Source organism: Vallitalea guaymasensis, from assembly GCF_018141425.1.
Taxonomy (GTDB): Bacteria; Bacillota; Clostridia; order Lachnospirales; family Vallitaleaceae; genus Vallitalea; species Vallitalea guaymasensis.
In genome coordinates, this window is the sequence record NZ_CP058561.1 from 2,989,101 (window position 1) to 3,004,605 (window position 15,505).

Sequence of the window (15,505 nt, forward strand, 5' to 3'; positions counted from 1 at the left end):
GTTATTTTACTCTTATGATTAAGTAAAATTACCTTTTCTATGTTATAAAATCTATAAAGTCACTCTAATTTATGTCTTTTACCTTTGCACGAATTTATGGGTACGGAGTCATTATTTAATATTTCACTACCTTTAATTAGATAGTATATATCTAACGCCATATCTCTCTAACGGTTAGTGTTATAGTCGTTTCTTGGTCTTAGAAAATAGCGCTTAGGTTATAAACAATATTATTATTCTGCTCATAGTGTATACGAATAACATGTTAGATAATAATTAATGGTCAGTATTCTATGACGATTGATATGTTGTAATACCCTATATATAATAACAATCTTATCTAATAATAACCAACATTTATATGCAAATTCAACCAAATATATTTTAGAACTAGCTATAACCATTTTTTCTTGTCATCACAATTTGTTAATAAACTAGAGTCAAAATGTTACTAATACCTTCTTCAAGACCCGCTTAACGTTATTAATTAATACATATTATCTTATTTTGTAAGAAACCTCTGTTTCGAGGTCTTCAAATTTTTCTACAAGTAATTTAGAATAATTTAAAACATCATTAGCTGATAGTTTAAGTTCTATATAAATATTATCAGCAATCTTATATGATCTATTCATAGTATCACTTTTATCGGAAATAATATTTCTTGAACGACCAGTAAAATCATTATGATTAAGCAACTTTATAAATAGTTCGGAATCATATTCAAAACACTTATTACATATAGTAATAAAAAATTCTCGCCAAGAACTTATTGTATTTCTCTCACCGATAACGGTTAATTCATATGGTTTTCTACCTTTAACATTTACATCATCACCAATATCAAATTCGTTAGCTAAAGTATTTGGATCAAGTGAAATTAAATTTTTATTTATATCTGGAATATCCCATACCTTTTTAGCAATATCAAACAATCGATTACCCCTGTCTTCTATCTCGTTAGAAGACCAAATGTCATATTGATTAAGCATCCTATTTATACTGATATTTGACTCCATTAATTTCTGTTGTTTTTCTTTAAAATCTTTATTGGAAAGATCACCAGAATATCCGCTTAATGTCAAATTGCCTATTAGATGTAAATACTTCGAGTGAATTTGTTCAAAGTTATTTCCTAAATCAATTTTCCAAACGGCACTGAGTGTTTGTGGCATTATATGTTCAATAGTAAGATTATCAAAAGATACTGTTTCCTTATTGTTATAAGTTTCTAATTTTTCTAGAGTGTATTTTTTCTGCTTAAAATTATAAATATCTCTTGTTAATAATGCTTGCTTAAAATGCTCATCTTTAGGAAATAATGAACTTGATTGTTTTTTTAGTAATAATATTGCTATATTATTATAATAAGACAATTCATCATTCCAAACTCTGGCTAAATCTTTATGCATACGTGAAAATACTTTGTTTAATGCGTTCGTGGGTACTTCACAAACGATTCTTCTATATATATAACTAATAATCATAGATAGTATTTTTATCAGCTCTGTTTCGCTAAGTTTATTATATTCATAACAATCTTCTAACAAGTATAATAGAAATGGATATGTTACTGTAGACTTAAGTCTTTTTATTTCACGTAGCTTGCCATTTAATTCTTCATTTTTTGAATTGTGATAGTATAACCAACTATAATATTTAGAATAAACTAACAAATCCTCTAATATACTTTTTGAATTATAATTGCTTATCTTACTAAAATAGGTTTTAAAGCTATCATATACTTTTTCTTTTTTGGGAATAGTTGCTGTCTTTAAGGTTAAATAATCTCTGATAAAATCAGATAAAATTGCATTTGGTAATTTTTCCTCTATTTTAATCCAATATTTATTATAATATTCTACTTGCAAAGAATATGTATGGTCCATTAGGAGATAATTTCTTATAAGGTCTGCTTGAGTTAGATTTAGTCCAGTTGAATTTAAGCTTTCAAATATCAATTGAGGGTTTTCTTTTCCGCTTTCAAGTTGAATATAAACAACTTCGAGTTTATTTAATGCTAAGAATAATTCATTAGGGGTATAGCTTGAATTTTGTACTAAGCTAAGGAATAACTGATAATTATTGTTTACATTAGAAGATGATTCAAATAAGCCATCTTCAATAATGTTTTTATATATTAATCTATCAGATTCAACTGGTTTTAATTTCATTCTAAATTTTTCTGGTGCTCTTTTATTTGTTAAGTAATCTTCATATATTTCTTGCCTGAAACTAATATCTTTAGATACGCTATTTAGTGCTTTTAACAATAACATAGTAGAAGTAAGACGTTGTTGACCATCAATTACTATAAATTCTCTAAATATTGCTGTAGATTCTCCATTGGTATACACAATAGTTCCTAAGAAATGAGTATCTTTATTCACTAAATCTTCTACATCATGGAATAGTCTAATACATTGATTTTTTTTCCAATCATAATTTCTTTGGTAGACAGGAATACTAAAGGTTCTTTTATTTTGTCCTATAAATTCAAGTAATTTAATACTATCCGCTTTCATTACTTTCCTCCTTAATTTTGCTATAGAATTACACATTGGCTTAAATCTATAATTAAATTTCATCATTAATCCTAAAAATACAATATTTTACTATAATTATAGACAATATTCTTTGATTTATCAAGACAAAGATGTAATATATTTTGAATTATACGTTTTTAGCCTATTAATATTGGTAATACTTGAAGTAACAGGTGATAAGTATGGAAAATTACTAATGGAATATAAGGAGCTAAATTTGGGACAATACTTATGGACTACGGGTTATTTTATAGCAAATAGTGGAAATGTAACGGATGAAGTAATAATAATATATATTCAATAAGGATATAGCAGAAAATCAGAGATATGATAATTTACTATAGATGGACTTTAGGAGGCTTTAGACTCAAATCTAAACCCACTTCAGTGGGTGTTTGTTGAGTTCTAGTATGCTAAATTATGATTTAAAGAAAAAATAGTTATAGATAGTTCTATAAAATATTCCGATAGACTATCTGTTTGTTAATTTATGTTCATTGTTATATGAAATGCTTATACTATTTTGAGATATTAATAGTACTTATAATATATATCTTATAATTTAAACATAATTAATAAAAAATAAGAAGATGTATATAGATTGTGGTTATAAAATTTTAAAAGCTTAGAGCAGATGGTAAAGAGATCATTACTATTGTTATTTAATGATGTTTTTCGGTGAAAGACGTTGGATAGCTTTTGTCTAATAATAAAGGGGAAAGGTATATGTATGGTGCCAAAGCATGAGAATAGTTAACTAATTAATTACTACGGATATTTGGAGATAGATAAAGAACTGTCAATAAAAATTCATAAAGAATCTAATTACTAAAAAATAGTACATATAGTTAATTGTTAAATAGAAAGCGGCATATATAAACTCTTCAAGGGGAAATATATACCGTTTCTATAGTAATGAATTTTAAAGGTTTATATGTTGTGTTTTACATTATAAAAAATCCATAGAGTTTTATTACAAATTACTATAAAAATTTTAAATAGCCATGTGCGCTTCCTCATTAGTAAATTTATTGATGAAAATACGTTATCTTTACCTATAGCTATAATTTCTTTTGAAGATATATAATTGACACTTTCTTTTGCCTAACTACTAATTTTATCATTATCAGCATATTCATAAACAATGTAATCTGGATGTTTTTTTAATACAGATAACTAACAAAAATATAAAACTGGTTATAATGGCAATAAATAAGAGTAAATATTAACGTTAACAGAGGGAAATTCTTAAAGTGGTTATATGCAGTTCATAGTTGATAAATTAATTTTTATTCATAGATTTATATTAATTAAACATAATATGCAGACAATAAAATTGTATTTATTATATTTTTTTCAGTTTTTTGTAACCTTTTCAGTTTTTTTACCCTTATATAATTGAGAGGGTTTTTTAATTCAAAAATAATAACTAAAGAAAAGGATGTAGAAAATGAGAAAAATTAAATTATTATTATTAACAGTTTTATTAACATCAGTATTATCTATGGGAGTTAATGCTCAAGAAAATCAAATCAAAGTGAAAGATATTAGGGTAGGGCATACATTTCTTAGATCTATGGCCAAACCAAAAGATGATCCATTAGCTTATATTTCAGATTTTATAACTGACTCAGAGTCTTGTATAAGTATTAGTAGTTCAACTTCTTCTACTATGACGTGTGATAGCTTGAAATTAGAAATTAATGTTCAAGAGAAAAAAGATGGCTCATGGGATACTGTAAAGACCTTTACATATACAGAATATAATACATGTATGATTAGTAAAATACCTTGTTATCATGAAATAAATGTGGGTTCAGAATATAGACTTAAAACATACCATTATGCAACTGTCGATGGAACTAATTATTTAGATGTAAATACAACAGCTTCCATTACTATAAAATAAATATAATATATTCAATAAGCTTAGTATTACATATATATCAACTGTATACTAAGCTTATTATATTAGTAATGTAATGACATAGTTATGTCTAATACTTCTTGTTTACTATTTCCTAGTACTTCAAATTCAATATCACCTATAACAAATAAACTAATGGTCAAAGCGTCATTTTGAATGATATTATACTCTATATCATTATTATTAAAAGTTTCAATGTCAAATAAATCTTGATTATATTTAACTAAACCAGTGGAATCTCTATCAGTAATATATTTTTGGTTTACTTGTATAATTCTATTATCATTACTGCACATATAAATAATTATATTAGTACCAGAATCATTCTTATTTATATTTTGAACACTGAAATTATGTGGTATTATAGGCGATATAAAATTTCTACCACCATTGTCATTAATTTCTACTATCTCATTATCTAACTCATAATCTCTATTTTCTTCAGAAATCTTATATTCTCTAGTATAGAATTGAATTGTATTATCATTTATATTATGAAATAATCTTTTAAATAAACTAGCATTACTGGATAAATCTAATGAAATTAGCATAATCAATAGTAAACATGCTGTTACAACAGATTTATATCTTCTTCCAACTATATAGTTTCTTTTTAACTGGTTTTGATGTATTTCTTTAATGGTATTGTTCCATATCCTATTTTTTATTTCTTCATCAATATATACACTATCATTGCTATTTTCTAAATATATGTTTAGTTTTTTATTTAATGTTTGATATGACTTGTTTTCGAACTTCTTCATAAGCAGAATCCCTTCTTAATTCTAATAGCATTTTTACAACGATTCAGATAAAAAAATAATTGATTAAATATTAAACACTATAAAAGTTTATATACTACAATAAAATTATAAGTATTTTAATAGTAACTATTATTACAATAATTATATTATAACAATAATTTTAACTATTAACAAGATAAGCTTATTATAGTTATTGAAATAATTATGTAAGTAATCATCTTCAGGATATATTGAATTTCCAGCTGCCTCATTACTGAAGCTAGAGATATAAATTCATGCTTTACACACTAAGTAAGATATTTATATTTTTAATCATTTTGTGTTATTGTATATTAATTAGAAAAAAAGTATACTCATAATAGATTAAAAAAAGCCGCTAAATGGCTTTAATACTAGCTATATATATAGTACAGAATAATACAATGAAAGAAGAAGGTGAATAAATATGAATATAACAAAGAGCAAAAATATCACCAATGGTGAAACAAGTAGCTTTCTATTAAATATTAAGAAATACAAATACTTCTATATTCTTTTATTACCAGCAATTCTATATACCTTTATATTTAACTATTTGCCATTAGGCGGAGTCATAATGGCTTTTCAAGATTTTGATATCATTAAAGGATTCAGCGGTAGTGAATGGGTAGGACTTGATAACTTCATAAAGATATTTACAATGCCAAACTTTTTATTGGCTATAAAAAACACTTTCATATATAGTGGTACAATATTGTTTCTAGGATTTCCTCTACCAATAATATTAGCTTTATTATTCAACGAACTAAGGAATCTACGATTCAAAAAAGTTGTACAGACTATCAGTTATATGCCTTATTTCCTTTCATGGGCATCAGTAGTAGCTTTATTCTATGGTTTCTTTGCAATAAATGGTTCCTTCAATGATATGAGAGTCTGGTTATTTGGTGAAGGTATTGAAAGAATCAATATATTCATGGATGCAGGCAATTTCCTTAAGATAATATTTTTCTCTCACGTTTGGAAAAATGTAGGTTGGAATTCAGTAATATTCTTAGCTTCAATAGCTGCAATCAGCCCTTCATTATATGAAGCAGCAATAGTAGATGGATGTGGCAGATTCAAGCAGATATGGTACATAACTCTACCTAGTCTATTACCAACAGCAATTATTATCTTGATCCTGAATACAGGAAGTCTTATAGTTTCAAACTTTGAACAAGTGTACGGGCTACAGAATCTATTCATACAAGAACAGACAGAGGTAATTAATACCCTTGTATACAGGCAGGGTCTTAATATTGGTAATTACTCTTTAGCTACAGCTTTTGGGCTTACACAAGGTATAGTATCCTTCCTGATCGTATTTGTAGTTAATAAAATAGCAAAAAAACTTTCTGGTATTTCAATATGGTAAAGGAGAGGGTAATATGATAAAAGTTAAAAAGAAGGTTAATGGAAGTTCAGTATTTGATGTTTTTAATATTGTATTCATGATTTTACTATGTGTTGTTACAGTTTATCCTTTTCTCAATCAACTAGCTTTGTCGTTGAATACTGGTAGTAATGCCAGTTTTGGAGGGGTTACTATATTTCCAAGAGAATTCACAATGGATAATTTTAAGACATTAATCACTAATCCAAGTATTAAGGATGCTATCATAGTTTCTGTGACAAGAGTAATAGCTGGTACAGCTATTGGATTAGTTGTAACAACAAGTGCGGCTTATGCTATGACATGTAGAAAGTTACCAGGTAAAAGCGTCTTTATATGGTTTCTATTATTACCTATGTTCATAAATGCAGGTATAATTCCTAATTTCATACTTTTTAGGAAGCTTCATTTGATTAATAATTTCTTAGTCTATATAATTCCTGGTTCATTTGTTTTTTATAACATGATAATTATACGTACTTTCATGCAGGGTATTCCAAAAAGCTTGGAAGAATCTGCTTATCTGGATGGTGCTAATGAAATACAAATCCTGTTCAAGGTTATCTTGCCTTTATGTAAACCAGTTATGGCTACAATCTGTTTGTGGGTAGCAGTAGGTCATTGGAATGATTGGATGAGCAATCTATTGTATATAACTAAGAATCATCTTAACACACTACAATATATCCTATTGAAAGTAGTAAAGGAAAGTGAAATGACACAGAGCATCTCAGAGACTGCCGCACTTACAGGTAAAGCTGTTGCAAAACCAACACCAGAAACTGTACGGGCAGCAACCATAGTACTGACAACTCTACCAATCATCATGTTATATCCATTCTTACAAAAGTATTTTGTAAAAGGTGTTACTATAGGTGCAATCAAAGAATAAAAAGTATAATATGAGGTTGTAAATAATACAACCGATTCATTATAATAAATATAAATAAAAGGAGGAAATACATATGGTTTTGAAAAAGACTAGAGTATTGGGGACATTAATTGTATTAACACTTATTGTTAGTTTATTAGGTGGATGCGGCAAGAAAGAATCTGTTGATAGTTCTAATGGCGGAAAAGATGAAAAAGTTGCAGCCAAAAGGCTACATTTAACAATGTGGTCAGCACAAGATACAGATTATATAGCATCAGAAGTACCTAAAAAAAATATAGTCAAGAGTTGGTTAACAAAAGAAACAAATGTTGATTTAGATAATATCTTCGGTAATGGCGGAGGTTCATTGGATAGTAAATTGACACAGCTTCTGGCAGCTGATAATTTACCCCATCTATTAAGAACAAGTGCTTTAACACACCTTACAAAATTGGATGAAGCAGAAAAACTTTGGACGTTGACACCAGAAATGCTTCAAGAATATGCGCCTCACGTTTGGGAAAAGATACCTGATTATATGTGGGAACAAGCAACTATAGATGGTAAGATAATGGGTATACCATTTAATCTAGGTGTTCAAAAAGGTATTAGTGATGATATATCAGAAAAATTATATGATGCAGCTAGTTTACCTAATAGTGATGTTATGTTTGCTGGGCATACATCTGTATGGGTTAGGGATGATATTCTTAAAAAGATATATCCAGAGGCTAAGACTTATGATGAATTAGTAGAATTATTAAACGAGAAAAATGAACCAATTGGTGAAGAAATAATGGATGTGCCAATTAAGACTACTCAAGATTATATAGATTTCTTCTATAAAGTAAAAGAGCTTAATCTAAAAGAAGGAGATAAACCAGTTTATGCCTTTGGTTACAATGGTGGAGATAACTGGATGGCGTTATCATTTTTTGGTGCTGACTTAATGGGTTATAGGGGTCATTTCTATACAGGTTCATGGGATCCAATTAATGAGAGAGTAAGACTTAACCTATTAGAACCAGTATTCAAAGAATCAGCCCTTGTTCAAAACCGTTTGATTAGAGACAAAGTTTTTGAGCCAGAATCATTAGTACATACTCAAGCACAATTTGTTGAAAAAGTAAAGAATGGATTATATGCATGTGCAATTTTAAGTTATGTAGGACAACCTGACATTATCAACAAGGAGTTGAAGGATGCAGGAAAGGATTTCCAATATCGTCCTTTATATACTCAAATCTCTAACAAAAAAGAGTATCCAGACTATAACGAAAGACCAACATGGTATGATATGGTAGGTTTATTGAAGACTATCAAAAAGGATGATCTACCACAAGTATTGAATTGGATAGATGTTCAATTTACAGATGAGTTTGAAGATGTATATTATTGGGGATCAAAAGAAGATGGATTATACACAGAAGAAAATGGCAAGAGAAAATTCAATGATGAAAAATTCAATAAGTATTTTGTTGATATGGATACAAGTAAAAGTAATTTAAGTGAATTTGAAGGATTAGCTAACGATCAATGTACAGTATATACAAGATTCATGTTACAAAGTGAATATTATCCAGTAGTGTACAATGATAATATAAAATATTTACCAACCAATATGTCAGGATTCAAGTTCAAAATGTCAAGTCCTCATGTAAAAGATTTACAATATTTCCCACCAGCTCATCCATGGTCACCAGAATTTGCTGATATACCAGAACTTCAAGAATTCTGGAATGCAAGACAACAGTGGGAAGATCCTTTCAAATTAGTTTTTGTTGCCAAATCAGATGAAGAGTTTGAAGAAAAATGGCAAAAGGCTACTGATACATTAAAATCTGTAGCTGATATAGATAAAATGCTAGATCAAATGACTGAAATAGCTAAGAAAGAAGCAGATAAGCTAAAAGAATTAAATAAGTAGGTCAATTTTTAAAAAATGGGTTAAAGAGAGAGTAGGGTATAAAAAATGATGATTTCTAGGGATAGGGTCATCATTTTTTGAATTGAAAATTATAGGGAATTATGTCACTTTATGATAAAATAGAATAAAGGGGGATTGTTTGATGTTTAATGTGTTAATAGTAGATGATAATCTATTAGATATAAAAGGTATGATGAATAATATTGAATGGGAAGCTCTAGGACTTAGAGTTTGTGGGACTGCTCTAGATGGGTTGGAAGGTTATAAGAAATCTATAGAATTAAAGCCTAACATTGTCATAACTGATATCTCAATGCCTAGATTAAATGGTATTGAGATGACAAGGAGAATAAAAGAGGAATTACCAGAAACCAAGTTCATTTTCATTAGTTGTTTTGATGAATTCGAATTCACCAAGAGTGCAATGGAATTGAATATCAATAGATATGTACTAAAGCCAATAGATATAGATGAATTACAAGATGCCCTTATATACATGATTGATATTTATCAAAAAGAGCTTGCCAAAAAACTGGAAAAACAAGAGTTAGAGAAAAAAATAACTGAGAGTTTACCCTTGATGATTGAGAATTTCTATTATGATTTAATATATGGAAAGATAAGAAATAATGAAGATATCATTAACAGAATGAATTATCTAAATATTTACAGGTCTTTTAAATGTTACAATGTATTTTATATAGAGATTGATAACTATGAATTGAATTATTCTAATATATCCGTGGAAGAAAGATATAAACTCATAGAAAGAGTCAAGTTCTGTGTAGAAGAAACAGTGTTACAAGAAAAACAAGGGTTCGTTATTAAAAATGATTATAGAAGTGTTATTGTTGTTCTATACTTTGATGAAATAAAAGAAGAAAAAGTTTTACTTGATGAAAGTGTAATCTATGCTATCAATTGCAGGGAGTATATCAATAAAGTAGCTGATATGAATATAACAATGGGGTTATCAGGAATATCCAATGAATTAAGCCACATTAATGATTTATTAAAAAATGCTCAGTATGCTGTTGAATCAAAATTCTACAGTAGAGGAAATGCCATCATCATGGCTAATGAAGTCATGAAAAGAACTAATGAATGTGAATACGATCTAATTGAGATAAAAAACGAATTATCCCATATATTTGAGGAGATGGATAGAGACAAGGTAAATGTATTTCTCCAAAAATACTATGGTCAAGTAGAAGATCTATCTACTAATCATCTAAAATCTTTATCTTATTCTATCATCAATATAATACAGGTTTTATTATTAGAAAGAAATCTAAGTTTTAGTGATTTTGTGGATGATGAGTTCATTGTGTGGAAAAAACTATCAAGATTTGAAACTATTGTGGATATAAAGCAATGGATCAATAATATCATATTAGGTATCATTGAACTTATAAAAGATAGAGAAACTAACAGGTATAGTAAGATTGTAGAAGATATTATTGAGATAATAGAGACAAAATATAGAGAGATTGATAATATAAGAGATATATCGGATTCTCTATATATCAGCAGCAGTTATGCTAATCAGATATTCAAACAGCAAAAAGGAATCACTATATTTGAATACCTAATCCAAACTAAGATAGAAATGGCTAAGAAAATGTTACAAGACCCATATTGCAGAATTTGTGATATTTCTAATGAATTAGGATATAAAAGCAACGCTTATTTTACATCAGTATTCAAAAGACATACTGGAATAACTCCTAAAGAATATAGAAAAAGATACAGCAAATAAAGGAGTAGATAATATAATGAAGATAAAAAATTTTTTAAACCAATTGACGTTAAAAAGTAAAATAAGAATTAACTTGATTATATTCACCATGATTCCAATTATAATCATAACCATATACATCAACTGGATTATCAAGAAAAATCATATGGAAGAACAGTTCAATATTATAAATGAGAATCTACAAAAGTGCACATCTCTTATCGATATGGAGTTTAAGACATATATAGAAAAAGGTACATATATTCTATCCAATACTTATCTTAATAACAATATAGATAATAATTTTCAAGACCGCATAGAAGAAGCGATTCTATTTAATAATCATCTTAAAATGTTGTTTGAAGGTATAAATCCTGAATCTTATTTAAGTAATCCCTTTTCTATATATACAGACAATGAAACTGCCCTTTTTAATCCATATATAAATGATATCCAAACCATCAAGGACAATGTAGAACTTGGTAAATTAAAATATATGAAGTTAAACAATGTAATATGGACCATAGAAGAAGAGAAAAACGGAGTAGAAGAAGTCTCCATCAATTATTATAGAAGACTCAACATGAATAACAAAACAGAAGATATCTTAAGATGTCATATACCGTTAGAAAAAATACAATATCTACTGGATGAAATCGGAATGCCTAATAATGGCGTAATCACTTATTTTGATGATAAAGGGGAGCTTATTTACTACAAAGAATCTCCAGTTTCAAACCCCATCGATATAGATAATATTAAGAATAGGAATGAAAAAAAATACTATACATTCGATAAAAAACTACAGAATGGGCATATGATAACTGTTTTTGTACCTACTACTTTTGTGAAAAAAAATGATATAAATGTTTTCTTGATTATATTAAGTATCCTATTGTTATTTTTTCTTTTGATAATATATGTCTCTAATTTTACTTCAAGAAAAATAACAAGTGGGTTGGATCAATTTATCAGAGTGATACAAGATAACAAAGAGGAACTTTTAGTAGAAGAGATGCAAGATAATAAGGAAGATGAGATATCCTTTATCAAAATACGATTCATAGAAGCTATAGAAGAAATAAACAGTCTATATAAGAAGACTATGGATTATAACAATCAATTAAGTAAAACAGAAATGGAATTATTACAAGCTAGAATCAATCCTCATCTACTATACAATTCATTATCAGTTATTAAATGGTCTGCACTGGAAAAAGAGGATCATAAATCAGTTAAGATGATTGATACAATGACAAGTTATTATAGACTTGCCTTGAACAAAGGCAATAATATAATGTATGTTCGTGACGAAATCAAGATGATTGATCAATATGTAAGGATAAATGAATTCTCAAGGTCATCCAAGTTTACCCTTGATACTAATATAGATAATGATATCTTGGAACTATTTGTTATAAAACACTTATTACAGCCGATTGTTGAGAATGCAATTTTACACGCATTTGATATGCATAGCTCGAAAGAGAAGATAATAACTATTAATGGATATGAAAAAGATGGTTTCATAATATTTGATGTCATCGATAATGGAGAAGGAATGGACGAGAATAAGATCGACGAGATTTTGTCATTTAATTATGTATCTAATTATGGAGGATATGGAATCAAGAATTTGATAAAAAGAATAGACTTATATTACGGAGAAGGAAGTAGGTTGGATATAAAAAGTGAAATAGGTAAAGGGACAGAAGTTAAAGTCAGGATAAAGAACATCAATAAAGAAGAGTTAAGAGAAAAAATGAAAGGTAAAGATATAAAATAGACATTTATCTCTATGAGATAAGATGAAAAGCATTTATGAAGATAAGTATATAAAAAAGATTAATATAATAAATTGATTTTATCAGGCATTTGGACTAGAATATATATATGAACCAAACTCTTATTCATAATTATGAAAAGTGAGGGACTGATATGAAAGCAGAAGTTTTTAATTCATACAACAAATATATGATTTTAAAACATGCTTTGAAAGAAAACAATGTTTCACAGACATGTAACCTGTTTGGAATTTCAAGAACCACATATTACAATTGGAAAAGGGCTTATCTAAAACATGGTATGGTGGGACTAGAGATCAAAGAACACAAAAAGCCTGTAATGCCTAATAAAGTCAATAAAACAATAGAAAATGAAATCCTATCTTATGTACAAAGATTTCCTGAAGATGGACCCAATAGAATCTACTATGAGTTAAAAGCTGAGGGTTTTGATATTGGGGTATCGGGGATTTATAATGTCTTGAAAAGAAACAATCTATCAAAAAAAGTTCAAAGACAACAATATTCTAAGAACAAAAAACAAGCTTCTAGAGGAAATAGAAATAATAGAAACTTAATAAGATGTTTTGAAAACCCAAAAAAATCCTATGTAGGTTATCTAGTCATTCAAAGAATCGATTTTATAGGTACATTTGAAGGTATTGGTAAAATATATCAATATACCCTCTATGACACTTATTCAAAATGGGGTTCTGTCAAGATCTATAATAAAAAGCAAGACATAGATATGTGGGATTATTTTGAGTTGAAACTTGGTTACTTGATGAGTACTTTAAACTTAGACATTGATAATTTATTAACAGAGAAAACAAGAGAATTCATACCTTATTTTATTAAAAACAATAAGTATAAGGATATCATGAAAGATTTTAATATTAATCACAATTTCATTTCTCATGAAAACAATTCTATCTTTAATGATATGGATGAATTCAATAAATTATTGGTAAAAGAGTTCTATAGCAAAATTACGAAAGAAAATATTGACTCTTTCAATAAGGTGGAAAGAGCATTACACAGATTCCTTAGACATTATAATTTCTCTAGAAAGATATCTAATGGCTGTAATGCAGGAAAAGTACCAGCCAAGGTCATCCTAGAAAGAGTAGCTCACAATAATGTTGATCTAGAAACATTACCACTTTGGATTCTGACGTTGATCAATTCTCTAAAGGGGGGTGATTACAATAAAGAAAAATGATTGTAAGGTCGCTGTTATCGGTGGGGGCATTTCAGGGCTGGTGATAGCTGAAGGGCTACAAGAAAAGGGATATGGAAAGGTTACTGTTTTTGAAAAAGATAGTAGGGTAGGAGGTAAATTACATACTATATGGTATAAAGGAAAGTCTTATGAGTTAGGTGCTCTTTTTGGCCTGCCTTCTCAAAATAGTCTAAAAGCATTTATGAAGACTCATAATATCAAAAATGATGGACCAAAATTATCACGGGTCAACTATGATGCAAATGGTAATAGAATCATGCAGATACCAAAAGAAGATTTAGATGATTTTGTTGAAGAACTAGATAGATTTCCTCATATCCTCAATGAATACAAATCTCTAAAAAGAGTGAATATCCATAGTATAGAAGATTCCCTTATGCTCCCTTTTACAAAGTGGTGTGATTTAAATGATTTTAGGGTTCTGAAGACAGTATATGTCAATTATTTTACAAGCTATGGGTTGGGAGATATTAATGTCATACCTGCACTTTATGTCCTTAGGATATTGGATTATGAGACATTAATGTCTTTTATGGAACTTCCTGAATTCTGTACATGGGAGAAAGGAGTTTCAACATTCATAGATTCTATGAAGGATAAAGTAAAAGATATCAGATTGACCCAGAATGTTAAAGAAATCACTAAGATGGATAATGGAAAATTATGTGTTCATACGGATTTTGAACAATTAGAATATGATAAAGTTGTTATCACAGCTCCACTTAATCAATTTACTACTCTTTGTGATACAGATTACCAGATGAATCAATATCTTGGTTTTATAAAATATCAAGATTTCAATGTTTATGCATTTATAACTGAGAAGATTCCAAAGAAATGCGGTTTTGTACTAGAAAATCTATCTATAGAGAATAAAGGACATGTTATTATATGGAACTCTAGATGGGATTCAACTAATGGTGAAGAATTGGTAATGGTTTATGCTTATAATTCACCTGAAAGGTCCAAAGAAGAATCATTAAAGATTATTAAAAGTGATTTATTGAAATTAGGTTTTGTCAATCCGAGGCTTTATCAATTCAAGAGTTGGCATCAGTGTCCATACGTAGATACCAGTACTCTAAAAAAGGGATTTTATGATAAAATAGAAGAAATGCAAGGGAAAAACAACATATATATAGCTGGAGAGATTATGAGTACAGTATCTATGAATAACTGTATAGAATTCTCAAATTATATACTGAATAGGTATTTTTAGGAGTTGCTTAGATGATTTTAATCATTTTTGCAACTTTTTTACTTTCAAGTATAGTTTACACTTATCAAT

General features: G+C 28.3%; 10 protein-coding genes. 8 read left to right on the top strand and 2 right to left on the bottom strand.

Annotated elements, in window-relative coordinates:
• Positions 1 to 497: 497 nt before the first annotated feature.
• Positions 498 to 2,525 (bottom strand): DUF262 domain-containing protein, encoded by a 2,028-nt coding sequence (locus HYG85_RS13140; RefSeq protein ID WP_212690039.1) that lies wholly within the window; start codon positions 2,523 to 2,525, stop codon positions 498 to 500.
• Between the two features lie 1,471 nt (positions 2,526 to 3,996).
• On the opposite strand from HYG85_RS13140, the gene HYG85_RS13145 reads away from it, so the two are divergent.
• Positions 3,997 to 4,455, top strand: a complete 459-nt coding sequence (locus HYG85_RS13145) for a hypothetical protein (RefSeq protein WP_212690040.1) — start codon at positions 3,997 to 3,999, stop codon at positions 4,453 to 4,455.
• A 62-nt stretch (positions 4,456 to 4,517) separates the two neighbouring features.
• On the opposite strand, the gene HYG85_RS13150 is transcribed toward HYG85_RS13145, so the two are convergent.
• Complete coding sequence (locus tag HYG85_RS13150) at positions 4,518 to 5,237, bottom strand: hypothetical protein (RefSeq protein ID WP_212690041.1); 720 nt, start codon at positions 5,235 to 5,237, stop codon at positions 4,518 to 4,520.
• A 445-nt stretch (positions 5,238 to 5,682) separates the two neighbouring features.
• Between HYG85_RS13150 and HYG85_RS13155 the strand changes: the two genes are divergently transcribed.
• The 7 genes from HYG85_RS13155 to HYG85_RS13185 all read left to right on the top strand — a co-directional run bounded on the left by HYG85_RS13155 (position 5,683) and on the right by HYG85_RS13185 (position 15,436).
• Positions 5,683 to 6,633 (top strand): ABC transporter permease, encoded by a 951-nt coding sequence (locus tag HYG85_RS13155; RefSeq protein WP_212690042.1) that lies wholly within the window; start codon positions 5,683 to 5,685, stop codon positions 6,631 to 6,633.
• Between the two features lie 13 nt (positions 6,634 to 6,646).
• Positions 6,647 to 7,543: a carbohydrate ABC transporter permease gene (locus tag HYG85_RS13160; RefSeq protein ID WP_113673373.1), complete on the top strand. Its 897-nt coding sequence runs from the start codon at positions 6,647 to 6,649 to the stop codon at positions 7,541 to 7,543.
• A gap of 73 nt (positions 7,544 to 7,616) precedes the next feature.
• Complete coding sequence (locus tag HYG85_RS13165; protein WP_212690043.1) at positions 7,617 to 9,452, top strand: type 2 periplasmic-binding domain-containing protein; 1,836 nt, start codon at positions 7,617 to 7,619, stop codon at positions 9,450 to 9,452.
• Positions 9,453 to 9,594: 142 nt separating this feature from the next.
• Positions 9,595 to 11,211 carry a response regulator transcription factor gene (locus HYG85_RS13170; RefSeq protein ID WP_212690044.1) on the top strand — a complete coding sequence of 539 codons (1,617 nt, stop codon included), beginning with the start codon at positions 9,595 to 9,597 and terminating at the stop codon, positions 11,209 to 11,211.
• Between the two features lie 16 nt (positions 11,212 to 11,227).
• A complete protein-coding gene (locus HYG85_RS13175; protein ID WP_212690045.1) occupies positions 11,228 to 12,976 on the top strand; it encodes a sensor histidine kinase in 1,749 nt (582 codons plus the stop codon).
• A gap of 152 nt (positions 12,977 to 13,128) precedes the next feature.
• Positions 13,129 to 14,196, top strand: coding sequence for a helix-turn-helix domain-containing protein (locus HYG85_RS13180; RefSeq protein WP_212690046.1), 1,068 nt, complete (start codon positions 13,129 to 13,131; stop codon positions 14,194 to 14,196).
• A complete protein-coding gene (locus tag HYG85_RS13185; RefSeq protein ID WP_212690047.1) occupies positions 14,174 to 15,436 on the top strand; it encodes an FAD-dependent oxidoreductase in 1,263 nt (420 codons plus the stop codon). Before HYG85_RS13180 ends, HYG85_RS13185 begins: the two co-directional genes overlap by 23 nt.
• Positions 15,437 to 15,505: the final 69 nt, after the last annotated feature.